Source organism: Buttiauxella selenatireducens, assembly GCF_031432975.1.
Lineage (GTDB): Bacteria > Pseudomonadota > Gammaproteobacteria > Enterobacterales > Enterobacteriaceae > Buttiauxella > Buttiauxella selenatireducens.
In genome coordinates, this window is sequence record NZ_CP133838.1 from 2,266,969 (window position 1) to 2,289,866 (window position 22,898).

The following is a 22,898-nucleotide window of genomic DNA, read 5'->3' on the forward strand; positions in this document are numbered from 1 at the left end:
GGAAAATGGATTTGTGTCGTGGGGATGTTCTTCGGTTGATGACGAATCTGGAATCCTGAAAGAAAGTGCTGAAACAGGCACGGAAGGCGGGTAAGTGAAGGTTTACCCGCCAGACGGCTGTTATCTACGGCCCAGCAAGAAGCCAAATACGACACCTACCGCGGCGGCAATGGCTAAACCCGCCACCGGGTTGGTCGAGACCTGATCCCGCACATTATCTGCCGCGTCTCGTACGGCGTAGCTGGCTTGTGACGCATATTTGCGTGCCGCTCCCTTTAATTCTTCATCAGGGCGCTGGGTATGTTTGCCATAAAATTCACGCGCTGTACCTGCTGCTTCGTTAACTTTGTCTGCTGTTTTATCAAACATTCTGAACTCCTGATCGGTAAATACAGAACTCAGTATAGTTGAGTGAGCGCGGGGAAACGTTTTCGCCTGACAATTCGGATAATGAGAAAAAATGGGCTATTTTTGCAAGACAAAGAGATCGAGGAGGTCGATGTGTTGAATTCTGATGATTTTCCGCAGCTTTATCGCCGTACCAGCGAGAAAACCCTTGAGCAATGGAACGCGCATTCCGGGATTGGTCAGGTGAGGGACGAAGCTTTTTATGATCCGCACAAGCTGGCGATCACCAGTGGTATCCAGCCTGCGCTGACTCCGCCGTTAACGCAGCTGTTGCAAGAGCTGCATCAGCTTGCTGAAAACGATCCACGCGCTGACGTCATGCCGTTGAGTGGGCTGCACTTTACCTTTTTTGCTATTACCATGCCGCAATACCTGCGCAGTGATATCGCCGCAGTCGATCCCGAACTCCTGTCCATTTTTGCCGAACATGCAAAAAACCTGACGGTGAGCGTGCGCAATTTGCAGCTGGTGGCATTGCCGAATCAGTTGCTGATCGCAGGGACACCGGAGAGAAACAGCTTGCAGGCAAAAGAGGCGTTTGCCCGTCGCCTGATTGATTCCCCCTGGCGGGATAAACTCCGCGAGCGTCATGGCGACATCCCCTTACCGCCTCCTTTCTGGCACAGCACACTGGTGCGCTATCAGGCGCAGTTCCTGCCAGAGCGCTTCAGAAACTATTTTCAGGCGCGACAAGCGCACCATTACGGGGACGTCTCAGCTGAAGTGAAATTAGCGTTCACAAACTACAACTGGACCGAAGTATTCAGCTGCCCTTAACCCATTGATAGAGGTTCCTGGTTTAAAAACTCGAGCTGCGTAAATGACTGAGCTTGCGATAGTTCTGCGGTGACATCCCAACATATTTATTAAACGTGCTGTAGAAACTGCTGCTGGAGTGGAACCCGGCGGTGAGCGCAATATCGAGAATCGACTTGTCAGTATCACTTAACAGGGCGCGCACATGGTTAACGCGCATCGCGGTGATATATTGCTTCATGGTCAACTGCATCACCCGCTGAAATATTCCCATCGCATAATTGGGATTGAGTTTGACATGCTCGGCGACGCGTTCAATCGTCAGAGCCTGATCGTAATTCGCACCGATAAATTCCAACATCTGACTGACATAAAACTGCGCGTGGCGTGAGACGTTATTGCCGTTGCTCTGCGTGCGCGGTGTCTTATTGACCAGAATGGGCTGCCAGCCGGAGAGGCTAAAACGCTTGAGCATGAGCGCAATTTCGTCGATTGCCAGCTGCCGAATTTGCTCGTTGGGGCTGTTTATCTCCTGCTGCCAGCGTTCAACCTCAAAAGGACTGAGCTGCTGAGCGTTCAGTGATTTGATAACCATGCCGTGGGTAACATGGTTAATGAGCTGCCTGTCCAGTGGCCAGGAGAGAAACAGATGCATCGGCAGATTAAAAATCGCCATTTTTGAACAGCGACCGGGGCGGGTGAGTTGATGTGGCGTACAGGCCCAGAACAGAGTGATATGCCCCTGCTTAATCTGCACCACTTCATTGTTAATCAGATATTCAACATCGCCATCGAAGGGGACATTCACCTCTACCTGGCCGTGCCAGTGGCAGGATTCCATTGAGTGCGGTATCCGCAGCTCGATGTCCATACGTTGGTATTCCGAATAGAGCGACAGCGGGCTACGCGTTTTTTGATCGGTGCTGTTGCACATATGCGGGTCGGGCGGCAGGCGCACTGGGCTGAAATCCATTTTTCTCTCCGGTTCCTGAATAATCAGATATTGTGGCATAAACCTGGAAAAGCACCTGTGAAACGCCCGAGGTTTGTCGAGCTAATGCACACGATTATTACTGATTTCCCCGAAACCTCTTCTTTCCAGGTTAAAAACTCCGGAAAACTCAGATTTAACGGCGCAGTGAAAATAATCTGAGTATTCCGGAATGCTCGGTCGGGAAGAGGGAGGAGAAGCGGAAATCTGCGTGCCACTCTGAGAGTGTTCAATCATGTCTCGGAGAAGCAGAATGTCAGCACCTAAAATTACCTTTATTGGCGCGGGTTCCACGATTTTTGTCAAAAACATTCTCGGTGATGTTTTCCATCGCCAGGCCCTGAAATCCGCCCATATCGCCCTGATGGATATCGATGAAACCCGCCTTGAAGAGTCGCATATTGTGGTGCGAAAGCTGATGGATTCAGCCGGCGCCTGCGGCAAAATCACCTGCCATACCGACCAGAAAGCCGCTCTCCAGAATGCAGATTTCGTGGTTGTCGCTTTCCAGATTGGTGGCTATGAGCCGTGTACCATTACCGATTTTGAGGTCTGTAAACGCCACGGCCTGGAGCAAACCATTGCTGATACTTTAGGCCCGGGCGGCATCATGCGTGCGCTGCGTACTATCCCGCATTTATGGCAAATTTGTGAGGATATGACGCACGTTTGCCCGGAAGCCACGATGCTCAATTACGTTAACCCGATGGCAATGAATACCTGGGCGATGTACGCGCGGTATCCGCAGATTAAACAGGTGGGGTTGTGCCACTCGGTGCAGGGAACCGCAGAAGAGTTGGCGCGGGATCTCTCTATCGACCCGGATTCGCTGCGTTATCGAAGTGCCGGGATCAACCATATGGCGTTTTATCTGTCGCTGGAGAGAAAAACTGCCGATGGCGAGTACGTCAGCCTCTATCCTGAACTGCTGCAAGCCTATGAGTCGGGGCAGGCACCGAAACTCAATCAACATGGCAATACGCGATGTGAAAATATCGTGCGTTACGAGATGTTCAAAAAGCTGGGTTATTTCGTGACGGAATCTTCTGAACACTTTGCAGAATATACGCCGTGGTTTATTAAGCCTGGGCGTGAGGATCTGATTGCGCGTTATAAAGTGCCATTAGACGAATATCCGAAGCGCTGCGTTGAACAATTGGCAAACTGGCGTAAAGAGCTGGAGGAGTATAAAACTGCCGAAAGAATCGATATTAAACCGTCGCGTGAATATGCGAGCACTATCATGAACGCGTTGTGGACCGGTGAACCGAGCGTTATTTACGGCAACGTGCGCAACGATAACCTGATCGAAAACTTGCCGCAGGGCTGTTGTGTTGAGGTTCCCTGCCTGGTGGATGCCAACGGTATTCAACCCACGCATATCGGGATGTTGCCGTCCCACCTTGCGGCGCTGATGCAAACGAATATTAATGTCCAGACACTGTTGACCGAAGCGATTTTGACCGAGAATCGTGAGCGCGTTTATCACGCCGCCATGCTTGACCCGCATACTGCGGCGGTATTGGGGATCGAGGAGATTTATGCTCTGGTTGACGATTTGATTGCGTCCCATGGCAACTGGTTACCGGCGTGGTTGCACCGCGCATAAGAGCGAATGCCGGGTTTTATTCCCGGCACCTGACGAGTCTAATAACAGAAGGAGGGCACTGGTAACAGTGACCCTGTACCCTATATGAGCATATCGATTACAACAAAACTCAGTTATGGATTTGGGGCATTTGGTAAAGATTTCGCTATCGGTATCGTTTACATGTACTTGATGTATTACTACACCGATGTCGTGGGTTTGTCGGTGGGCCTTGTGGGCACACTGTTTTTGGTGGCAAGGATTTGGGATGCCATCAACGACCCGATCATGGGCTGGATAGTGAACAGTACGCGCACGCGATGGGGGAAATTTAAACCGTGGATTTTGGTCGGGACGATTGCCAACTCCGTCGTGCTGTTTTTGCTGTTCAGCGCGCATCTTTTTGAAGGCACGACCCAGGTGGTATTCGTCTGCGTCACGTATATCTTGTGGGGGATGACCTACACCATCATGGATATTCCGTTCTGGTCGATGGTGCCAACCATTACCCTGGATAAACGCGAACGCGAGCAACTGGTACCTTTCCCGCGCTTTTTTGCCAGTCTCTCAGGGTTTATCACCGCAGGGATAACGCTGCCGTTTGTTAATTATGTGGGGGGCGGGGATCGTGGGTTCGGTTTCCAGATGTTTACTCTGGTGCTGATTGCCTTCTTCATCGCTTCAACCATCATCACGCTGCGTAATGTCAAAGAGGTTTACTCGTCTGGCAGTGACCCAACGGCTGACAGCAGCCGCCTGACATTAAAAGCCATCATCGCGTTGATCTATAAAAACGATCAGCTCTCCTGTGTGTTGGGGATGGCGCTGGCCTATAACATCGCATCAAATATCATCGCTGGGTTTGCGGTTTATTACTTCACCTATGTTATCGGCGATGCCGATCTCTTCCCGTACTACATGTCATATGCGGGGGCGGCAAACTTGCTAACACTGATTTTGTTCCCACGTCTGGTAAAAGCGCTGTCGCGCCGCCTGTTGTGGGCTGGAGCCTCCGTGTTACCCATTCTGGGCAGTGGGGTGCTGCTATGGATTGCGTTGGCGGGGTATCACAACGTTTGGCTGATTTCGCTAGCCGGGGTTTTGCTCAATGCCGGTACTGCGCTCTTCTGGGTGTTGCAGGTGATTATGGTGGCAGACACGGTGGATTACGGGGAGTACAAACTTAACGTGCGCTGCGAGAGTATTGCCTATTCGGTGCAAACCATGGTGGTTAAAGGGGGCTCGGCATTTGCCGCCTTTTTCATCGCCCTGGTGCTTGGCATTATCGGATACGTGCCAAATACGCCGCAAACGGAAAGTACCGTGGTCGGTATGCAATTCATTATGATTGCTCTACCCGCGGTGTTCTTCCTGATAACCCTGATTTTCTATTTCCGCCTCTACAAACTCAACGGCGATCTGTTGCGAAAAATCCAGATTCATTTGTTGGATAAATACCGCAAGCCTGTGACCACTGAAGTACCAAAACCCGTCAGCATCATCACCACAAAAACATCAGACGCGAAGGCATAACAACAACGCAGGGCATGGATGCTCTGTAATGGAATAACGAGAATAGTGATTTTTTTGAATTTAAAACGGGAGAGAATCAGGGGAGTAACAACTAAGAATGGTGCGTCCGAGTGGACTCGAACCACCGACCCCCACCATGTCAAGGTGGTGCTCTAACCAACTGAGCTACGGACGCACTGTTTTGCTACGATGATAAATACTGCGGTAAAACTTTAAATGGTGCGTCCGAGTGGACTCGAACCACCGACCCCCACCATGTCAAGGTGGTGCTCTAACCAACTGAGCTACGGACGCATCATGTTGTCTGTGACAACGGGGACGAATATTAGCGGCAGCCCCCGAGCCTTGCAAGTGGAAAACAGCAATTTTCTTCCAGAATTCACTCGTTTGCTGCGCATCTGTGCAACTCGCTGGAAAAATAGCCGCCAAAACGGCGGCTATTGTGTTTTAACGCGCCGCGCGCTGCAAAATTTTCACTGACGGTTGGCGTTGCAACATACGCATTCGCAGCATCATCATGATTGCCGCTGAGGTCAGACCGATAATAAAACCAGTCCAGAACCCTGCCGGCCCCATCGGTGCGACCACCCAATCGGTCAACGCCAGAATGTAGCCGCTTGGCAAACCCAGCACCCAGTAGGCGATAAAAGTGATAAAGAAAATCGAACGCGTATCTTTATACCCACGCAGCACGCCGCTGCCGACCACCTGAACGGAGTCAGAAAGCTGGTAAACCGCCGCCAGCAGCATCAGGTGCGCCGCCAGTGCGACCACTTCCGGATTGCTGTTGTAGAGCAGGGCGATGTGTTCGCGCATCACTATGGTGAAAATGGCGGTGAGAGTCGCCATACACATCGCAACGCCAATTCCCGTCCACGCAGCGGTTTGGGCATCAAGCGTGGAACCCTGGCCTAAACGGAAGCCGACGCGAATCGTGACCGCCGCGGAAAGTGACAACGGCAACACGAACATGAGCGAGCTGAAGTTCAGGGCAATCTGGTGACCGGCGACGTTAATAATGCCTAATGGCGCGACCAGCAATGCCACGACCGCAAACAGCGTAACTTCAAAAAACAGCGCCAATGCAATCGGCAGCCCAAGCTGAGTTAAGCGTTTCATCACTTTCCAGTCAGGCTGGACGAAGCCTGTAGGATTGCGTATATCGCGCATTGAGCGTGCCTTTTTCACATAAGAGATCATGCAAAAGAACATGACCCAGTACACCGCAGCGGTAGCAACACCACAGCCTACGCCACCAAGCTCAGGCATGCCGAAGTGCCCATAAATAAAGATGTAGTTGACCGGAATGTTAACCAGCAGGCCGATAAACCCCATCACCATGCCAGGTTTGGTTTTCGCCAGGCCTTCGCACTGGTTACGAGCCACCTGGAAGAACAAATAGCCGGGAACGCCCCACAACAGCGCGCGCAAATAGCCCACGGCTTTATCGGCAAGTTGTGGATCGATATTTTTAGTCGCATGGATAATATGGCCCGCGTTCCAGAGCACAATCATAATGAGTGCCGAAACAAATCCTGCCAGCCAAAAGCCCTGGCGAATCTGGTGAGCGATGCGATCACGACGGCCTGAGCCATTAAGTTGTGCAACAGTCGGCGTCAGAGCCATCAGCAAGCCATGGCCAAACAGGATGGCGGGTAGCCAAATAGAGGTTCCGATTGCCACAGCGGCCATATCGGTTGCGCTGTAGCCACCGGCCATCACGGTATCGACAAACCCCATTGAAGTTTGTGCAATCTGCGCGAGGATCACGGGTATCGCCAGTGCAAGGAGCTGGCGGGCTTCAACTATGTACTTCTGCATTTTTACACCTGATTATTTTAATTTTTAGAAAGACAACAAGACCGCCTTAAATGGCAGTAAAAGAAATTGCAGGGAAATTAACCAGAGTATTGTAGCGGGAGAATCTGATTTCGCTAGTCTAAAAATAGTGGGAACTGGCAAGCCTTTTTTCCAACTGTTAAAGTGCAGCGTGATAAAATTATTAGCTGCCATTTAATTTCAGGAGCTTTACGATGTTTACAGGTATTGTGCAGGGCACAGCAACCCTGGTCTCCATTGATGAGAAACCGAACTTCCGCACGCATGTTGTCGCAATGCCCGAAACGATGTTACCCGGCCTTGAAACAGGGGCTTCGGTTGCGCACAACGGTTGTTGTCTGACGGTGACGGAAATTAATGGCAACCACGTCAGCTTTGATCTAATGAAAGAGACGCTGCGCATCACCAATCTCGGCGAGTTAGTCGTGGGAGACAGTGTTAACGTCGAACGTGCTGCCAAATTTAATGATGAAATCGGCGGGCATCTTATGTCCGGGCATATTATGACCACGGCTGAGGTATCCAAAATTCTTACCTCAGAAAATAACCGCCAGATCTGGTTTAAAATTCAGGACAAAACCTTGATGAAATATATCCTGCATAAAGGATATATCGGCATTGACGGTATTAGTTTGACCGTGGGTGAAGTGACCGCGACCCGTTTCTGTGTGCATTTAATTCCAGAAACGCTCCAGCGCACCACACTGGGCAGTAAGAAGCTGGGTAACCGCATCAATATTGAGATTGACCCGCAAACCCAGGCGATTGTCGATACCGTTGAACGTGTGCTTGCACAACGTGAAGCGACGTTGGCTGCGGTGTTGCCTAAGGTTTAATCCGACGTAAAAGCGGGGGAGTATCTTCACCCGCTTTATTTTTTAATCACCTCAGGCAATTAATAAACTTCCTCGCACCACATTGCTGGATTGGCGCTCTCCTAATAGTACTTCGACGGCCCGACGGGCAATGCTTTCTAGCGGATATTTGATGGCGGGAATAGCGTTTGACCCTGGCATTCTGGTTGAACCGTCGAGGCTAAAGACCATCACCTGTTCCGGCACGTGTAATTGATACTGATTGAGCATCATGACCGCCTCTTGCGCCTGGGTGTCGTCCGTGACTAACAGGGCAGAAAACTTCACGCCACGGTTAATCAGACGTTGTAGCGCAATGCGTACTGACGACTCATCTTCAATGACTAACTGGCGGTTAAAAGGCACGACATGGTTGTGCAGGGCCTGATGATAACCTTCTAGCGTCAACGCTGCCGCTTCGCCGCTGGCAAAGTTAATTAACGCGATATGTCGCCGTTTCTGATTACATAAATAGTGCACGGCGGTTTCAGCAGCAAAAACATGATCGCATTGAATGCTGAAATTGTTTGAGCCGCTCAGGCAATCAATCAGCATGATATCGTCGGCGAGATCCGGGAGCGGGAAACGCGCGCCCACTACCACCAGCGCATCACACAAACCGTTAGATAACTCCTGCGCGGCTTGCGCTACGCTGTCGGGCTCATTAGCAAAGCGCAGCAACAAGTGCTTATGATGCTGATTGAGCTGTTTTTCCAGCGCTTGCAGGTAGCCTGTGGACTGCTGAATATGCTCAGTGGCACAAATAACCCCAATGCAGTTTGTCGACTGGCTGCTTAGGGATTGAGCAATGGCGTTGGGGGTGTATTTCAGAACTTCGGCTGCGCGTAATACCGCCTGACGACTCTCTTCTTTGACACCTCGGCTGCCGCTTAATACGCGCGAAACGGTGGCTTTAGAAACCTGCGCCAGGCGCGCTACATCATTAATATTCGACATGGTCTTTTCCCAGTCCTCAGCCAGAAACGGGCCTTGCGGCCCGAATACTGAGATTACGTCCGATCGTTAAAGCCATTTTCAGCAGCGGTCGCGCGATACCATTCGCCGCTTTTCTTGATGGTGCGCGCTTGCGTCTCCAGGTTTAACGAGACAAAACCGTAACGGTTTTTATAGGCGTTACACCATGACCAGTTATCAATAAACGTCCACATATGATAACCGAGGCAGTTGCTGCCCTCGCTGATACCTTTGTGCAGCCACTTCAAGTGATCGCGCACAAAATCAATGCGGTAATCATCCTGAATTTGGCCGTTCTCATCGAAACGCTGTTCGTTCTCAACGCCCATGCCATTCTCGGAAATATAGCAATTCGGGTTGCCGTAGTTTTCACGCAGGTTAGTAAGAATATCGTAGATCCCTTGCTCGTAAATTTCCCATCCACGGTATGGGTTCATTTTGCGGCCCGGCATTTCGTATGACTCGAAGAACCACTCCGGCATAAATGGGCTATCAGGATTGACCAGCGAGTCGCGGCACTTGATGCGACGCGGCTGATAGTAGTTTATGCCCAGCAAATCGACGACACCCGCCGCAAGCAGGGCTTTATCTTCTGGCTGACACGCTGGCAATTGCCCGTGTTCTTTCAGCAACGCGACCAGTTCCTGCGGGTATTCACCGCGCAGAGCAGGGTCGAGGAAGCTGCGGTTAAACATCAGGTCTGCAATATTGGCTGCTTTGACATCGGCCGGGTTTTGCGAACGAGGGTAAGACGGCGTGAGGTTGAGGATAATACCAATTTCGCCACCGTCGTTACGCTCATGGTAAGCCTTTACGGCCAGAGAGTGCGCAATCATGGTGTGGTAAGCCACGGTCGCTGCACGTTTGAAATCCACCACATTTGGGTAATGGAAATCATACAAATAGCCGCCTTCAACTGGGACAACCGGCTCGTTGAAGGTAAACCAATGCTTCACACGATCGCCAAATAGTTCGAAGCAAACCGTGGCGAATTCAGCGTAAGCGGTGACAACGTCACGATTCTCCCAACCGCCTTGCTGTTGCATCACCATCGGCATATCGAAGTGGAACAGGTTGATAAACGGTTTGATACCTTGCGCCAGCAGCTCGTTGATCACCTGATTGTAGAAGGTCACCGCTTCCTGATTTACCGTGCCGCGGCCTTCAGGGATAAGACGCGCCCAGGAAATCGAGGTGCGGAAGGTGTTGTGGTTGAGCTGTTTTAACAGCGCGATATCTTCTTTCCAGTTTTTATAGAACGTCGAGGTATCCGCTGGGCCAACGTTGTTATGGAAACGGGTCGGTTGCTCTTTATACCACTGATCCCAAATGGTGGCAGACTTGCCAAAAGAGAGCGTTTCGCCTTCAGTTTGTGGTGCTGAACTCGCGCTGCCCCACCAAAAGTTATCAGGGAATACATATTTCATTTTCGTTCCTCGTTTGACGTACCTGCCATCAGGGCAGGTAAAAAAGGGTTAATTTGCGGCTACTGGATTATTGCTTTCCTGCACATTGCGCTCTTCGTCCTGTTTCAGCAGGGTGCGCTCGTAAGCCTTCAGGAAGGGGTAATACATCACAGCCGACATGACCATACAAATCAGACACATGATTACGGGACTTACCGCCCAATTTGCAGCCCACGATGCGCCAATGGGAGCCGGTGTCGTCCACGGTGTTAACGATACAACCTGCGCAACCCAACCTAATTTTGTCGCAACGTACGCGAGGGTTGCGTTAATCATCGGCACTAAAGTAAAGGGTAAGAAGAACAGTGGGTTCATGATGATGGGGGTACCGAATAAAATCGGTTCGTTGATATTAAAGAAGCTTGGCACCACACCCATTTTACCGATAGTACGCAAGTGAATGGCGCGGCTGCGTAGCAACAGGAAAGCGAGGGGCAACGTGGAACCCACGCCACCAATCAGCAAATAGTGATCCCAGAAACCTTGCAGGTAAATATGCGGCAGCACATTGCCTGCGGCCAGCGCCGTCTGGTTAGCTGAAAGGTTGGCCATCCAGAACGGGTTCATGATGCCGGTGACAATCAGCGCACCGTGAATACCGGCAAACCACAGGATCTGGCAGATAAATACCGAAATGAGAATCGCCGGGAGGGAATCCGATGCCGAAACCAGCGGCGCGAGCAGATGCATGATCGCTTCTGGAATAATCATTCCCGTCGTGGATTCGATAAATAAATTCAGCGGGTGGAGCGTGGCCACAATCACGACAACGGGGATCAGAATCTCAAACGAACGGGCCACACCGGTTGGCACCTCCTTCGGCAAACGGATAGTGATGTTGTGGCGTTTGAGGAAAGCGTACATTTCGCTGGCATAAATGGCGGTCAGAAGGGCGGTAAAAATGCCCTGGCCCGAGAAGTATTGCGTTGAAATATGCCCGTCTTTATAGGGAGCCGCGACCAATAAAAAAGCCATAAAGGCCAGTAATCCGGTCATTATCGGGTCGAGCTTATAGTGCTTCCCGAGGCTTGCACCAATACCGACTGAAATAAAGAAGGTCATCACACCCATGCTGAGGTTAAACGGCAACATCAGCTGTTCCCGGTAGTTTAGGGAAAATTTTAACCACGAGCGTGCGAAGCCCCAGGAACTGTCGGGTGAGAACGGTGGGAAAATAAACACTAACAAGAAAGAACCGATAATCATAAACGGTAGCGCAGAGATAAAGCCGTCGCGGATGGCGATGACATGGCGCTGAGAGCCCATTGCTCCGGCCATGGGGGTGACCTTTTGCTCAATCACATTGACCATTTTTTGGTACATGCTCATGGCGGTATCCTTGTTAGTTTTTTGGAAGTGGGTCAATTGTGAAACAAAACGGAAACCGGTTTCCATTGAGGAAAGAGATAAGTGTTAGCGGGATCAAACTCATGAATAAAGGAGCGTCGGAAACGTGAGGAACCCCACAGTTTGTTATGAAAATGCTACAGATGGTTAAGAGAAGCGACTACCCCGACAGCGCCGGGGTAGTCGGGGATCAACGTGGAACGCGTAAACCGTGTTCGACTCCACGAGTGAAGACGATTTGCCAGAGCTGAATGTCGCGGGCGCGGAAGGCTCCCGCACACGCATTGAGGTAATAACTGAACATGCGTTTGAATCTTTCTGAATAGTTATTAGCAATTTCCGGCCAGTAATTCTGGAATCTTTCATGCCAGGCCATTAACGTTTTGTCATAGTCGGCACCAAAGTTATGCCAGTCCTCCATCACAAAATGTCCTTCGCTGGCTTCAGCAATTTGGCGTACCGAAGGTAAACAGCCGTTCGGGAAGATGTATTTGTTTATCCATGGGTCGACGATGTTATCGGTTTTATTGGAGCCAATGGTATGTAGCAGGAAAATACCGTCGGGTTTTAAATTGCGGTCAGCGACGTTGAAATAGGTGGCGTAGTTTTTGGGGCCTACGTGCTCGAACATACCGACGGAAACAATACGGTCAAACTGCATATCCAGATCGCGGTAGTCTTGCAGCAAAATAGTGACGTCCAGCCCGACACAACGCTCCTGCGCCATTTTTTGCTGCTCGGCTGAAATCGTTACCCCATGAACCGCCACACCGTAATGTCGTGCGGCAAATTCGGCAAGCCCACCCCAACCACATCCAATGTCCAGCAGCGTCATACCCGGTTCGAGATGCAGCTTGTCGCAGATCATTTTTAGCTTGGCATTTTGCGCGTCGCTAAGGGTGCTGGCGTCTTTCCAGTAGCCGCAGGAATATTGCATATGCTCATCAAGCATGCGGGTAAATAAATCATTACCGAGGTCGTAATGCTCTTTACCGACAATCCAGGCGCGCTTTTTAGATTGCAGGTTGATAATGCGAGCGGCGGCAACCCGAAGCGTGTCTTTTAAATGATGGGGGAGTTGGTTTTCCAGCCCGGCGCGAATGGCGTTATGAAAAAAAATATCCAGTCGGTCACAGTCCCACCAACCATCCATATAGCTTTCACCCAACCCCAGCGTGCCCTCTTGCAGGACGCGTTTAAAAAAGTCGGGATGTTTAACCTGGAGATCGAAAGGGCGCGGGCCATTTATTTCCACACCAGCCTGCGTGAGCATTTCGCTTACGATTCGATACCACGGGTTATTTTTTATGCTGACTTCTTCTATACACGATGAACTCATAGCTTCTCCATCACCTTTGTGTGAGGAACCTTAAAACAGCGTAGACGCTATTTTGGGCATGTGAGAAATGTCACGGGAAAATCCGCGAGCCTGATATCCGACGTAGAACAGAGAAAGGGCGAGTGCCCATGAAAAATAGCTGCATAAAACAACAAACGGGAGCACAAAGGCTCCCGTCAAACTTCATTATTATTGTGCTGACGGTCGAGCCGTTAGTAAGTATAGGCTCGCCGAAGCGGTGGTTCAATAAAACATTGTTAGCATGCTAACTACATGAGTGTCACGCTAACTTGCCGATTAATGTGCATCAGATTCAGCGGGTTGCCATACTTCGGCTTTTTTACTGCGTTGCAGTAAATAGCCCAGAATTGACAACACAATCGTCACCAACATCACACTGGTGGTGGTCAACAGTGGCGTCGCAACCAGCCAGGAGACCATTAAGCTTGCAAAGAAGCACAGACCTAATTGCAGCGTGTTTTGCAGCGCAGCGGCTTTACCGGTTGCTTGCGGGAAGGGCAGCAGAGCTGATGCCACCACAATGGGGTAAATAGCGCCGTTGGCCATGGCCATCACACAGAATGGGATCAGCAACAACGTGAGGTTAGCGTGACCGCTCATGGCAACCGCCCATGTTGCAAAGGTGCTCAGTGCATAAAGGGCCAGTAACCACGGCAGCATCTGCTTACCTTGCCATTTTTGCAGCGCGCTGCGGCAGCCGTAACCACCAATTAAGAAGGCGATGGTTTGCGGTACATAACTCAGGCCGATGGCGGCCGGGCTGTAACCCATATCGTTAAGAATGAAGGGGGAGCCGGTAAGCCATGCAAAGAAGCTGGCGGAGCAGGCGGCATAGATCAACACGTTGCCGCTATAAACTCGGGAGCTCAGCAATGACATGAAACTCACTTTATTGTCTTCAGTTTGCGGATGATGCTGGGTGCGGGGTTTCAGACGTAAAGTCGGGATCATCAGCACCAGAGTGATGACAAACAGCGTGGCGAAAATCGCCTGCCAGTCAAAGTGGTTCAAAATCCAGCTACCCAGCAACGGTGCCAACGCCGGGGATAAGCCAACCAACGGCATAATCGTTGCGAAAATACGATTAGCGCGATTCGCCGGGTAGTAATCGGTCACCAGAGCCTGCCAGCTAACTGCCGCCGAACAGACGCCAACCGCCTGAACAAAACGCAGTACCAAAAGCGCAGTGGCGCTTTCTACCCACAACATGCCGATACAGCCAATCGCAAACAGGCTTAATCCCGCCAGCAATACCGGTTTGCGGCCGAAGTGATCTGACAGGGGGCCCCACATTAACTGGGCAAACGCAAATCCAGCCAGGAACAAACTCAGGCTTGCACTGACTGCCGATGCATCGGTCTGTAAATCTTGCTGAATGGCAGCGAAAGCAGGCAGATACATGTCTGTGGCAAGGAAGCCCAGCACACTTAATCCGGCCAGCCAGATAAGAAATCCTTTTGAAGGTTGCATAATTTTCTCTTGATTAAACTTGCAGGTTCATTGCCGCGAGAGTGTACGGAGTGCAATTACGCTTGTGAAACGCTAATATTTGTAGGTTGCGTTCAAAAATTTTGTGAGCAGAGAAATGTGGTCAGAATACTCGCTGGAAGTGATAGATGCGGTGGCGCGCAATGGTAGCTTCAGCGGTGCGGCACAGGAGTTGCACCGCGTTCCGTCTGCCATTAGCTATACGGTACGGCAGCTCGAAGATTGGTTAGCTGTTCCGCTATTCGAACGGCGTCATCGTGATGTCGAATTAACCCCTGCCGGCCTCTTTTTCCTTAAAGAGGGCCGCTCTGTTATCAAAAAAATGATGACGACACGGCAGCAGTGCCAACAGATCGCTAACGGATGGCGCGGTCACCTGGCCATTGCGGTTGATAACATCGTTAAACCTGAGCGAACGCGGCAACTGGTCGTGGATTTTTATCGCCATTTTCCGGATATCGAACTGCGCATTTTCCAGGAAGTGTTCAACGGCGTATGGGATGCGCTGGCGGATGGTCGTGTCGAGGTGGCTATTGGTGCAACCCAGGCTATTCCGGTCGGAGGGCGTTATGCCTTTCGCGATATGGGAACGTTGAGCTGGCGTTGTGTGGTGGCTTCTACACACCCTCTGGCACAGCGCGGTGGGACGTTAAGCGATGATGACCTGCGTGACTGGCCGTCGTTGGTACTCGAAGATACCTCGCGTTCGTTGCCTAAACGAATTACCTGGCTGTTAGATAACCAACGCCGTGTCGTGGTGCCAGATTGGGAGTCCGGTTCGGATTGTTTGAGCGCAGGTTTGTGTATCGGCATGGTGCCGTTGCATATCGCCAGGCCGTGGCTGGATTCCGGGCGATGGAGCGAGTTAACCCTGGATAACCCGTTCCCTGACGCAGCATGTTGCCTGACCTGGCGGCAAAACGACGCATCACCCGCATTGGGCTGGTTACTGGATTATCTGGGGGACAGTGAAACGATGAATCAGGAATGGTTACAGGAACCTGAGCCCGAGTAAACCCGGGCTCAACAACACTTAACGACGATAATCGCGGAATGGGCCATCAGCTACTGAACGGCGTTCGATCAGGCGCGGATGGACTTCAATCGATTGGGACTCTTCGCGTTTATTAACGATTCTATCCAATAGCATGTTAAACGCCGTTTCCCCCAGCGAATCTTTTGGCTGGTGGATGGTGGTCAACGCCGGTGAGAAGAAGCGCGCGTTACGCACATTGTCGTAACCAATAATGGAAATATCCTGCGGTACGCGCAGACCCATTTCATCAGCGGCACAAATTGCCCCCATCGCCATGATGTCGCCGCCACAGAATACTGCGGTAGGGCGATGAGACTGGCCGAGGATTTGCTGCATAGCGCGATAACCGGATTCAGGTTCAAAGTCACCCTGAACAATCCAGTTTTCTGGAATAGAAATACCCGCTTCTTCGAGTGCTTTCATAAAGCCAGCATGACGACCGCCGCCAGTATTGCGTTCCATTTGGCCAGGGATAGCACCAATTTCGCGGTGACCGCGTTCAATTAAATAACGACCCGCCAGGTAGCCACCGTGGAATGCGTTATCGACTACGGAGTCGGTGAAATCGGCACGGGACTCGCCCCAGTCCATCACAACCATTGGGATGTGGCGGTACTCTTCGAGCACGGAGAGCAAGGAGTCTGGATATTCAGAGCACATCACCAGCAAGCCATCGACACGCTTTTGCGCCATCATCGATAAGTAAGCGCGCTGTTTTTCAAAATTATTGTGTGCGTTACCCAAAATCAGGGTATAGCCTTTTTCAAAGCAGCTATTTTCCACCGCTTCGATAATCTCGGCGAAATAAGGTGCTTCGCTGGAAGTGGCAAGCAGACCGATCGTTTTGGTGTGATTAACTTTCAGGCTTCGTGCTACAGCACTCGGTGAGTAGTGCAATTCTTTAATTGCAGCCCATACCGCGTTGCGCGTTTCTTCCGCCACAAAACGGGTTTTGTTAATCACATGTGATACGGTTGTAGTGGAAACGTTTGCGCGCTTCGCCACGTCCTTGATTGTCGCCATTAAATTTCACTCCGGGCCATATCTTAACCCCCTGATTACTAATGTGTTAAACGTTTGCGTACGCTGACTCCAAAGGCAACATAATGGTTGCGGGTATGCCGGGATTGCGACATAAAACGGGAGGAGGGCATTGAATTGACGATACGCAATAAATTAGCGAGGGATTTTGGCCTATCCTGGCGAAAAGTGGAAGAGGGAAAATGGATATCGGGTTAAAACCGTGAGGATTTTTATCTCCGATTGTGGGAAACTCACCATGACACATCGATTGTAAGGCTGTTTTGTAAGGTAACAAAAAGGAGTTGCTGATGAGTACCGATCTGAAATTTTCAATCACGACCACAGTTATTGTTCTGGCTTTGATTGTTTGCGGCGCATTAACTGCCGTACTGCACTGATTAAGATGGGCCGCTTATCGCGGCCCATTAACATTCCCCTAAATAGCCCTGCAACTCGAACTATTTAGGGAGCAAACTTCTATGCTGCAAGATTCTTCGCAACAAACGCCCAATTCACCAGCGCCCAGAAATGCTCGAGGTAGTTAGGACGAGCATTGCGGTAGTCGATGTAGTACGCATGTTCCCAGACATCCACTGTCAGCAGTGGTTTAGCGGCAGTAGTCAGTGGCGTACCCGCGTTGGAAGTAGAAACAATCGCTAAAGCGCCATCTTCCTGTTTAACCAACCACGTCCAACCTGCGCCAAAGTTCTTGATAGCGGCATCAGTAAACTGTTGTTTGAATTCAGCGAAGCTACCGAAAGATTTGTTGATAGCGTCCAGAAGTTCGCCAGTAGGTTCCCCGCCTGCGTTTGGTGCCAGGCAGTTCCAGTAGAAGGTGTGGTTCCACACCTGAGCGGCGTTGTTAAAAACACCACCCTCGGAAGTACGAACGATCTCTTCAAGCGTTTTACCTTCAAACGCCGTGCCCTTAACCAGGTTATTCAGGTTAGTGACATAGGTTTGATGGTGTTTGCCGTAATGGTATTCCAGGGTTTCAGCGGAGATATGCGGTGCTAAAGCATCTTTCGCATACGGTAGTGCAGGTAGTTCGAACGACATTGCTAACTCCTTATTATTACCCGTCATACTTCAAGTTGCAGATGCGTTGGTTGCATTCGCTCACCCCTGTCACTTACTTGAGTAAGCTCCCGGGGGTTCACAAACTTGCCGCCTTTCTGCAACTCGAATTATTTAGGGTATGTTTCTAAATAACCACTTTTAGTGCGGGTTTAGGTTAACAAATTGAAAGGATAAGCAAAAGAAGAACTCACCTGCCCATTTCAGGGCAGGTGAAGGTTTTAACGAATGGTTTTAGATGTCATGACGCGTTTGGCGCCAACATAGTGGCGTTGCCAATAGTCTTCGCTCAGCGAGGTGATTTGAATATCACGGCCAGTACGCGGTGACTGAATGAATTTCCCATTACCGACGTAAACACCAACGTGATCCGCCGTGCCACGGCCCTGGGTGCGGAAGAACACAAGGTCACCCGTTTCCAGTTCCCCACGATCAACCGAAGAAGCATCACGCAGGTGATACATTTCGTTTGCAGTACGTGGAATACGGAATTTCACCAAATCTTTGTAAGCGTAATAAACCAGACCGCTGCAATCGAAGCCTGTACGCGGTGACGTGCCGCCCCAGCGATACGGTTTGCCAATCTGGCCCATCAATTTGTTCATCGCCGTTTTCTGTGCTTTCTGCACCCGGACTTTATGCGCTGCTGCAATCGTCGTTGGTTGCTCAGCTTTGACTTTCACACAACGCGTTTTGTAGCCCTTACGCGGTTTACTGCATTTTTCGGTAAAAGTAACAGGCTGGACTTTCGCGAGCTGGGAGGATTTTTTGCGATCATTTTTTGCAAGATTTTTTGTTTTTGCACTGCTGGTGTTCTTAGCGATTTTACTCTTTGAGGCAGTGGATTCTTTTTTCTTGCTGGTGGTTTTAGAAGAGGTGTTAGTTTTCTTGCTGGCGGTAGTGGTTTTTTCTTTACTCTTACTGCTCTTTTCTGTGCTCTTCGTTGTGCTTTTCACAACGTGCGCTTTTTGCGCAGCCACGGGACGAGCGTGCTCAGACGCCTGCGTCAATGGTGTATACGGCAAGGTAAATAGCAGAGCACAGAGCGTGATAGAAATTTTTGTTATCCGCGCCACTCGACAATCCCCTGGTTAAAATGAATGCACGATGAATACCATCATGCCCGTGTATGATTTTGCGAAACCCGCCGATTCTAATCTATAAGACGTAATAAAGTTAATAACCTTTTTCTATTCGTCTTGCTGTTTCGTTACCGTACGCAAAAAAAATGACCAAACTAATGGTTGTCAGGCTATTTATTGATCGGGCTTATAGTTATTTCCTGATTTGCAGCTGCGGGAAAAGTGTTATTCTTGATGCATGTTGTCCCTCCATCGCACATGAAACAGAGACCCTGCAAAAAATGGTGTTTTCTGGAGAGGGTGTCAATCGCTACAATGGCAGGCTAATGCCAGGACAAGGTTTGAGGAAGCAAGCAATGAGCACTATTGAAAAAATCCAACAACAGATTACAGAGAATCCAATCCTTCTTTATATGAAGGGTTCTCCGAAACTGCCTAGCTGCGGCTTCTCAGCCCAGGCTGTGCAGGCGTTGTCTGCCTGTGGTGAGCGTTTCGCGTATGTTGATATTTTACAGAACCCAGACATCCGTGCTGAGTTGCCAAAATACGCAAACTGGCCGACTTTCCCACAGCTGTGGGTTGATGGCGAACTGGTTGGCGGCTGCGACATCATTATTGAGATGTATCAGCGTGGTGAATTACAGTCATTGATTAAAGAAACCGCTGCTAAATACAAATCCGAAGAGCCAGACGCAGAGTAATTTTTCGCTGGAGTATGGTATTAACGGTAATAAAAAAGCGACCTGTTACGGTCGCTTTTTTTATACTTTTGATTCGGGTTCTTCAGGCAGCGGGAGCGGCCATCCACCTAACCGTTTCCAGCGATTCACAATCTCGCAGAACAGTTGTGCGGTTTGTTCAGTGTCATAAAGTGCGGAGTGCGCCTGGCTGCTGTCAAATGGCATGCCAGCGGCAATACACGCTTTAGCCAGTACTGTCTGGCCTAATGCCAGCCCGCTCAATGCGGCTGTGTCGAAAGTGACGAATGGATGGAACGGGTTACGTTTTAATGAAGCACGTTCTGCCGCCGCCATCATAAAGCTGTGATCGAATGTCGCGTTATGGGCAACCATGATTGCGCGGTTGCATCCGCTGTCTTTAATGCCTTTGCGCACCATTTTAAAAATCGCATGCAGCGCATCATATTCACTAACGGCCCCACGCAACGGGTTATGCGGGTCGATGCCATTAAAGGCCAGCGCTTCAGGCTGAAGAATTGCACCTTCAAAAGGTTCGACATGGAAATGCAGGGTTTCATCAGGCGATAACCAGCCATCTTGATCCATCTTTAAAGTGATGGCAGCGACTTCCAGTAAAGCATCGGTTTTCGCGTTAAACCCAGCGGTTTCAACGTCAATGACTACCGGATAAAAGCCACGGAAACGGTCACACAGGCCATGCAGTTGCGTGTTGTCAGACATCAGGATCTCTTAATACGGGGAAAAAGCAGCGCGCATTATGGCAAATTTTGCGAAGGGATGCAGCAGTGGGCGAGATGAACGCCCACTGACAGTGTATTAGTTACCCAGACCTTTGCCTGCGTCTTTGTTTTCGATCAGCTCAATTTTATAGCCGTCTGGATCTTCAACGAAAGCGATGACGGTGGAACCGCCTTTTACCGGACCCGCTTCGCGGGTGACGTTGCCACCGTTTTTGCGAATACGCTCGCAGGCTTCGGCTGCGTTTTCTACGCTCAGCGCGATGTGACCGTACGCGTTACCTAAATCGTAGCTATCGGTGCCCCAGTTATAGGTCAGTTCGATAACCGCTTCTTCGGTTTCCGGGCCGTAGCCAACGAACGCGAGAGAGTATTTATATTCAGGATTTTCACTGGTGCGCAGCAGGGTCATGCCCAGTACGTTAGTGTAGAAATTGATGGAGCGTTGCAGGTCGCCGACGCGCAGCATGGTGTGAAGTAAGCGCATAAAATCCTCGTATTCTACCCGTCGCCCTTCAAGATGCAGGGGTGTTGGCTGCTCTCGTTCACCCGAATCACTTACTCAAGTAAGCTCATCGGGATTCACTCAATTGCCGCCTACCTGCATCTCGAATCGCTTGGGTATAAATGGTTGATTTTTCAAACCGAGTTAAAAAAGGGAAGTAAGTATATACCCAAAATAATTGGAGTTGCATCAAGGCGGCAAATTCAAGAGTCCCCAGGAGCTTACTTGAGTAAGTGACTGGGGTGAGTGAATGTAGCCAACGCAGAGGCAACTTCAAATATGAAGGGTATAGCGGCGATTACTCGCCGCTATCAATGGACTGTTCTTATAATGTCGGGTAATCGGTGTAACCTTCAGCACCACCACCATAGAAGTTTTCTGGGCGTTGGGTGTTGAGTTCTGCATTGTGGTGCAGGCGTTCAACCAGATCGGGGTTCGCGATGTAGTCACGACCGAATGCGACAGCGTCGATTAAACCTTTCTCGATTAACGACTCTGCCTTTTCCGGGGTATAAGCGCCCGCGCCAATGATAACGCCGTTGAAACGCTCACGCACTTTCTGACGGAATTCATCGGTGTACGGCTTGCCACCGGCCCAGTCAGGCTCGGACATGTGCAGATAGGCAATCCCGCGTTTGTTTAATTCTTCAATCAAATACAGCGCATCAGCTTCTTCGTCCGGGCCGTTATCGACATTCTGGAACGAACCGATTGGCGAAACACGAATACCTATGCGATCGGCATTCCACTCTTTGCTCACAGCATCAACCACTTCCAACACCAGACGCGCGCGGTTTTCACGGTTACCGCCGTATTCATCGGTACGGTGGTTAGACGACGGAGAGAGGAACTGGTGTAGCAAATAGCCATGTGCGGAGTGCAGCTCGACCATATCAAAACCAGCATCACGCGCATTGCCTACCGCCTGACGGAAATCATTCACGATGCCCGGGATTTCACTGAGCTCAAGTGCACGCGGCATTGAGGTGTCGACGCGGATTGCATGTCCATTTTCATCACGCAGTGAGGTGCGCGTACCGGCAGAAATTGCTGATGGCGCAACAGGCGCCTGCTGGCCTGGCTGAATGCTGGAGTGAGAGATACGACCGGTATGCCACAGTTGCACGGCAATGCGACCATCAGCCGCGTGAACGCCAGCCGTGATTTTCTTCCATGCCGCAATTTGTTCATCGCTGTGCAGGCCTGGGGCACCTTCATAGCCTTTAGCTTGCGCTGAGATCTGCGTTGCTTCGCTGATGATAAGGCCGGAGCTTGCGCGTTGACGATAATACTCACCCATCAACGGGGTAGGGATATCCCCTGGCACAATGCTACGCAGACGCGTTAACGGCGCCATAAAAATACGGTTTGGAGTGGTAATGGCACCGACTTTCAGTGGGGTAAACAATTTATCTGCTGACATATAAAACGCCTCGAGTAGACCGGTCGTCTAGTTAGAAATTAAATAAAAAGCCTGTCAGGAGACAGGCTCCGCTAATAATTGGGTAACGTGGGCGAGGGCGCTTTCAAGCGGCACCGCGCTACGTGAAATCTTCGCCTGAAGGCTGGCTCCAAGCCACAGGGAGTAAATCACCTGTGCCTGGCTTAACGCAGAATCGGTGAGTTTCAGACTTTTTTCAGCATCACCTTTTGCCAGCGCATCAGCAAGTTGGGCGACGATTTGTGTGGCACCATTATTGAGTGCGGCACGCATATCTTCCGAAAGGTCACATACTTCTGCCGAAAGTTTGACGGTCAAACAGCTGATAAGGCTTCCGTGTTGGGAAAACCAGTTTGCCATTTCCTGGTACCAGGCCAGGAATCTTTCCCGATAAGTCCCGCTGCCTTGCGAAAAATGCTGCTGCAAACGCAAGTTGTAAGCGGTGTAATACCGCTCCAGCATCGCCACGCCAAACGCTTCTTTGGAGCGAAAGTAGTGGTAGAAAGAGCCTTTTGGTACTTCGGCGGTAGCTAATAATTCGCTTAATCCCATGCCAGTAAAACCGCGTTGCAGGCAAAGCTGCGTGCCGGTAGCAAGAAGATGTTCGCGAGTGTCATGGTCAGGATGTCTGTTCATGGGACTAAATGTAATAGACCGGTCGGTCTAATGCAAGGGACAGGCGGCGAATTTT

The 22,898-nt window shown here is 50.5% G+C and carries 22 protein-coding genes and 2 tRNA genes; 7 read left to right on the plus strand and 17 right to left on the minus strand.

Translation table 11 applies throughout. From position 1 onward, the window contains the following. Positions 1-120 precede the first annotated feature (120 nt). Positions 121-369 (minus strand): ElaB/YgaM/YqjD family protein, encoded by a 249-nt coding sequence (locus tag RHD99_RS10440; RefSeq protein WP_309878703.1) that lies wholly within the window; start codon positions 367-369, stop codon positions 121-123. 132 nt (positions 370-501) lie between these two features. On the opposite strand from RHD99_RS10440, the gene RHD99_RS10445 reads away from it, so the two are divergent. Continuing rightward, complete coding sequence (locus RHD99_RS10445) at positions 502-1,185, plus strand: hypothetical protein (RefSeq protein ID WP_309878704.1); 684 nt, start codon at positions 502-504, stop codon at positions 1,183-1,185. Between the two features lie 22 nt (positions 1,186-1,207). Here the strand turns inward: RHD99_RS10445 and melR are convergent, their stop codons facing one another. After that, positions 1,208-2,137: a transcriptional regulator MelR gene (gene melR, locus RHD99_RS10450; RefSeq protein ID WP_309878705.1), complete on the minus strand. Its 930-nt coding sequence runs from the start codon at positions 2,135-2,137 to the stop codon at positions 1,208-1,210. Between the two features lie 271 nt (positions 2,138-2,408). Between melR and RHD99_RS10455 the strand changes: the two genes are divergently transcribed. Further along, positions 2,409-3,764 (plus strand): alpha-glucosidase/alpha-galactosidase, encoded by a 1,356-nt coding sequence (locus RHD99_RS10455; protein WP_309878706.1) that lies wholly within the window; start codon positions 2,409-2,411, stop codon positions 3,762-3,764. Positions 3,765-3,848: 84 nt separating this feature from the next. Then, positions 3,849-5,276 carry a melibiose:sodium transporter MelB gene (gene melB / locus RHD99_RS10460; RefSeq protein ID WP_309878707.1) on the plus strand — a complete coding sequence of 476 codons (1,428 nt, stop codon included), beginning with the start codon at positions 3,849-3,851 and terminating at the stop codon, positions 5,274-5,276. Between the two features lie 98 nt (positions 5,277-5,374). Here melB and RHD99_RS10465 read toward each other — a convergent pair. The 3 genes from RHD99_RS10465 to mdtK all read right to left on the minus strand — a co-directional run bounded on the left by RHD99_RS10465 (position 5,375) and on the right by mdtK (position 7,097). Then, positions 5,375-5,451, minus strand: a tRNA-Val gene (locus RHD99_RS10465). A 42-nt stretch (positions 5,452-5,493) separates the two neighbouring features. Continuing rightward, a tRNA-Val gene (locus RHD99_RS10470) sits at positions 5,494-5,570 on the minus strand. A 153-nt stretch (positions 5,571-5,723) separates the two neighbouring features. Then, entirely contained in the window at positions 5,724-7,097 is a 1,374-nt protein-coding gene (mdtK, locus tag RHD99_RS10475; protein WP_309878708.1) for an MdtK family multidrug efflux MATE transporter, read from the minus strand. Between the two features lie 212 nt (positions 7,098-7,309). Between mdtK and RHD99_RS10480 the strand changes: the two genes are divergently transcribed. Continuing rightward, positions 7,310-7,951 carry a riboflavin synthase subunit alpha gene (locus RHD99_RS10480; protein ID WP_183269457.1) on the plus strand — a complete coding sequence of 214 codons (642 nt, stop codon included), beginning with the start codon at positions 7,310-7,312 and terminating at the stop codon, positions 7,949-7,951. 51 nt (positions 7,952-8,002) lie between these two features. Here RHD99_RS10480 and RHD99_RS10485 read toward each other — a convergent pair whose 3' ends face one another. The 5 genes from RHD99_RS10485 to punC form a co-directional block, all read right to left on the minus strand. Beyond that, positions 8,003-8,926 carry a LacI family DNA-binding transcriptional regulator gene (locus tag RHD99_RS10485; protein ID WP_183269456.1) on the minus strand — a complete coding sequence of 308 codons (924 nt, stop codon included), beginning with the start codon at positions 8,924-8,926 and terminating at the stop codon, positions 8,003-8,005. Between the two features lie 53 nt (positions 8,927-8,979). Further along, the gene (gene gmuD, locus RHD99_RS10490) at positions 8,980-10,371 is read right to left on the minus strand and encodes a 6-phospho-beta-glucosidase GmuD (RefSeq protein WP_309878709.1); all 1,392 of its coding nucleotides are present in this window, start codon (positions 10,369-10,371) and stop codon (positions 8,980-8,982) included. A gap of 48 nt (positions 10,372-10,419) precedes the next feature. Then, positions 10,420-11,739 (minus strand): PTS sugar transporter subunit IIC, encoded by a 1,320-nt coding sequence (locus RHD99_RS10495; RefSeq protein WP_309878710.1) that lies wholly within the window; start codon positions 11,737-11,739, stop codon positions 10,420-10,422. A gap of 208 nt (positions 11,740-11,947) precedes the next feature. Further along, positions 11,948-13,096 (minus strand): cyclopropane fatty acyl phospholipid synthase, encoded by a 1,149-nt coding sequence (gene cfa / locus RHD99_RS10500; RefSeq protein ID WP_309878711.1) that lies wholly within the window; start codon positions 13,094-13,096, stop codon positions 11,948-11,950. Between the two features lie 297 nt (positions 13,097-13,393). Next, on the minus strand, positions 13,394-14,587 hold the full coding sequence (gene punC / locus RHD99_RS10505) for a purine nucleoside transporter PunC (protein WP_183269452.1): 1,194 nt from the start codon (positions 14,585-14,587) through the stop codon (positions 13,394-13,396). Positions 14,588-14,702: 115 nt separating this feature from the next. Between punC and punR the strand changes: the two genes are divergently transcribed. After that, positions 14,703-15,620: a DNA-binding transcriptional activator PunR gene (punR, locus tag RHD99_RS10510; RefSeq protein ID WP_183269451.1), complete on the plus strand. Its 918-nt coding sequence runs from the start codon at positions 14,703-14,705 to the stop codon at positions 15,618-15,620. 18 nt (positions 15,621-15,638) lie between these two features. Here punR and purR read toward each other — a convergent pair whose 3' ends face one another. Beyond that, positions 15,639-16,664, minus strand: coding sequence for an HTH-type transcriptional repressor PurR (gene purR, locus RHD99_RS10515; RefSeq protein ID WP_183269450.1), 1,026 nt, complete (start codon positions 16,662-16,664; stop codon positions 15,639-15,641). A 308-nt stretch (positions 16,665-16,972) separates the two neighbouring features. Here purR and cydH point away from each other — a divergent pair, with 308 nt between their 5' ends. After that, positions 16,973-17,062 carry a cytochrome bd-I oxidase subunit CydH gene (gene cydH / locus RHD99_RS10520; RefSeq protein WP_034495793.1) on the plus strand — a complete coding sequence of 30 codons (90 nt, stop codon included), beginning with the start codon at positions 16,973-16,975 and terminating at the stop codon, positions 17,060-17,062. 79 nt (positions 17,063-17,141) lie between these two features. Here the strand turns inward: cydH and sodB are convergent, their stop codons facing one another. Both sodB and RHD99_RS10530 read right to left on the minus strand, forming a co-directional pair. Further along, entirely contained in the window at positions 17,142-17,723 is a 582-nt protein-coding gene (gene sodB, locus RHD99_RS10525; RefSeq protein WP_309878712.1) for a superoxide dismutase [Fe], read from the minus strand. A 239-nt stretch (positions 17,724-17,962) separates the two neighbouring features. Further along, positions 17,963-18,817: a C40 family peptidase gene (locus RHD99_RS10530; RefSeq protein WP_309878713.1), complete on the minus strand. Its 855-nt coding sequence runs from the start codon at positions 18,815-18,817 to the stop codon at positions 17,963-17,965. A gap of 362 nt (positions 18,818-19,179) precedes the next feature. Here RHD99_RS10530 and grxD point away from each other — a divergent pair, with 362 nt between their 5' ends. Beyond that, positions 19,180-19,524, plus strand: a complete 345-nt coding sequence (grxD, locus tag RHD99_RS10535) for a monothiol glutaredoxin 4 (RefSeq protein WP_034455369.1) — start codon at positions 19,180-19,182, stop codon at positions 19,522-19,524. 60 nt (positions 19,525-19,584) lie between these two features. Here grxD and rnt read toward each other — a convergent pair whose 3' ends face one another. The 4 genes from rnt to RHD99_RS10555 form a co-directional block, all read right to left on the minus strand. Next, positions 19,585-20,244 (minus strand): ribonuclease T, encoded by a 660-nt coding sequence (gene rnt / locus RHD99_RS10540; RefSeq protein ID WP_309878714.1) that lies wholly within the window; start codon positions 20,242-20,244, stop codon positions 19,585-19,587. A gap of 96 nt (positions 20,245-20,340) precedes the next feature. Further along, a complete protein-coding gene (gene gloA, locus RHD99_RS10545) occupies positions 20,341-20,748 on the minus strand; it encodes a lactoylglutathione lyase (RefSeq protein ID WP_183269446.1) in 408 nt (135 codons plus the stop codon). A gap of 343 nt (positions 20,749-21,091) precedes the next feature. Next, a complete protein-coding gene (locus tag RHD99_RS10550; RefSeq protein WP_309878715.1) occupies positions 21,092-22,189 on the minus strand; it encodes an alkene reductase in 1,098 nt (365 codons plus the stop codon). Between the two features lie 54 nt (positions 22,190-22,243). Further along, positions 22,244-22,843 carry a TetR/AcrR family transcriptional regulator gene (locus tag RHD99_RS10555; protein ID WP_183269444.1) on the minus strand — a complete coding sequence of 200 codons (600 nt, stop codon included), beginning with the start codon at positions 22,841-22,843 and terminating at the stop codon, positions 22,244-22,246. Positions 22,844-22,898: the final 55 nt, after the last annotated feature.